Annotated in this window: 2 protein-coding genes; one reads left to right on the top strand and one right to left on the bottom strand. The window is 49.7% G+C overall.

Going from position 1 to position 2,343, the window contains the following annotated elements; translation table 11 throughout:
- On the top strand, nt 1-249 hold a 249-nt coding region (locus tag KB557_RS10780; RefSeq protein WP_255134088.1), incomplete at its 5' end, for a carbohydrate porin.
- 10 nt (nt 250-259) lie between these two features.
- Here KB557_RS10780 and KB557_RS10775 read toward each other — a convergent pair.
- On the bottom strand, nt 260-2,343 hold a 2,084-nt coding region (locus KB557_RS10775), incomplete at its 5' end, for an iron uptake porin (RefSeq protein WP_255134086.1).

The raw sequence follows: 2,343 nt of genomic DNA, 5'->3' as shown, positions 1-2,343 counted from the left end.
TTATTAAGCCAAGGCTTGATTGCTTCCAGGCCATTTGATGTATTTATTTTAGGCGTTGGCAAAACTGGCTTCAATCAACTGCTAGCGCCCAATCAAAATTATGAAGGTGTAATAGAACTTGGTTATCAATTTCAACTAAATCCAACGCTTAATCTGCAACCTGCAGTGCAATGGATAATAAATCCCGGCGGCGCGGCTAACACTACCGGGATTTTTGCTACCACTTTACAAATAACACTTAATCTGTAATATTTTCAACTTAGAACAGGAACGTGGTTTTCAACACACCGCCATAGGCGTTGTTGCTGCCACTTCCTGCTGGATTTGTGATCGTAAAGAAAGCAGGGGTAACACTGATGTTATCTGTTACTTGGAACTTATACCAAATTTCCCAGGCAAAGGTGCTTTCATCTGTGCCAAGGAAGCCATCATTCCCTGTTACGAATGTTGGCTGGCCAACGGCTGTGCCAAAGGTGTTGCCTTTGATCAAAGCATCAGCCCACTGCAAACCCACATACCAAGATTGGCTTTGGGCCTTTGCTCCTTTTTGGTTTGCTTCCACACCCCAAATTTGTGCTGCCTTCTTAGCGCTATAGGCGTTGGTACCCCAACTAGCACTAACAGATGGAATCCAGCTCACCTTGCTTGGTTTCCAGTAGCCACTAATTGCAATTGCATTCACATCAAATTGAGTGAGGCCGGCAAAAGGGTTTGTGGCCTTTGGTGTACCCACAGGGACAACTCCCAAGCCACTGGTGCCGTCGAAGGCGCCACCGCTTTGCGAGTAAGCGTAAGTACCAGTTAAGTTCCAATTAGGCGCGGTGTAAGCAAGCTGCACCGTGCCGGTGCCACCTGAGCTTTCGTTTGCAATGCCACCGGCATCAAGGCCTGAGAAACCGGCGCCAAGTGTTGCTCCACCTGGAGTAGAGCCGGAGTAGCTCGATTTCCCATTAACTGCTACATAGTTAGCGCTGAGGCTGAAACCATCCTGGTTCCACCAAATACCACCACCCGCGCCAAGAGTGCCTGTGTATGTACCTGGCGAACCGAGATAAGTAAAGAAGGAGAGAATCGTGTCTGCTGGATATTGACTCGGCCACACCGCCAACATATCGTCTTGACGCACCCTTGGACCCGCCGTAACGGTGAAATTAGAGCCGATCGGGAACTGGTAGAAGATCCGATCCACACCCCAAATGCTGCCAGCTCCTAATTCGTCGTATGCCACTTCAGCGGAAAGGGATGGATATGGATTACCAAACCAAACGCTGTCGGCAAAGTTACCGGCCCGCAGGCGAGTGCGCAGTAAATCTTTGCCCGTAAAGCTGGTATCAAGATTCAGGCGAACGTCGTAGTTGAAGCTCACTGCCTCGCCCAAAGGCACATTCCCTTCCAGCAATCCCTTTAGGAACTTGCGCGCTGCTGCTTTTACTGTTGGATTCGTTTGCTGCAGCGGGCTCAAGGTGCCGTATTCAGCAATCGATAGATCCAGCGGGTTTGTAAATGTGCCAGCGTTTGTGAATCCACCAGCAGCTGTATTTGCAAACGTGCTGTATGGCGCAGTTGCAACATCGCTGGAATAGCGAATCAGCCCGCCACCTTTAACTGCCCGTGAGGCATTACCTAATGCCACCAGGTTTTGCATATCTTTCTTATCAATACTGAAACCACCTATTGATGGTTTAGTTCCAGATGTGCTGCTGATGGTATTTGCCATCACGCCCACCAAATCAGGGGTAACAACCGTGCCAGCTGGCAAAGCGTTATTCAAAAAGCCATAGGTGCCAGTAACGCCGGTGCCACCAGCTGGCGCACCTGGATTAGAACGCAAGCCAGCAACCGCAAGGTTGCCGCCCGCATAATTTCCAAGACTTTTTCCTGGTTGGCCCACCACTCCAATAGAAGCTGAGCCTGCTCCACCGGTCCAGGTGGCCGCCTTGGTAAAGGCCTCTACGCTGCCATTAGGAGTTGTTGTTGGTGCATAACTAGCGCCGCCGGGGGTAACGCTGTAGGCATTGGTTTCAACGGCGCTTTTAAATGCTGCAGATTCAGATATTCCAGTGCCAACTTGGGCAACAGGACTGGTGCCTTTATTGGCGCCGCCGAACTTTGAGCTGCCAAGCCAAAACACCGCTTGACCTTTCAACTTTGTGGTAGTTGAAAACTGGGTTGCAGCTAATTCTGCTGTTTTTGATTCTAAGCCATCAACTTTTGCTTTTAATACAGCTAGCTCTTTTTCAAATTCCTTCAGTAAGCGTTTTACCTGTTCTGTCATCTCCGTAACACGATCAAGGCAGGCATTCAGCAATGCCGCCGCCTCAAAGCGAGTCATCGCTTGTTTGC

This window comes from Synechococcus sp. Cruz CV12-2-Slac-r (genome assembly GCF_024346075.1).
In the GTDB taxonomy this organism is placed as follows: domain Bacteria; phylum Cyanobacteriota; class Cyanobacteriia; order PCC-6307; family Cyanobiaceae; genus Synechococcus_D.
The sequence above is the reverse complement of the archived record's forward strand: the minus strand, read 5'-3'. Positions and strand labels throughout refer to the sequence as shown.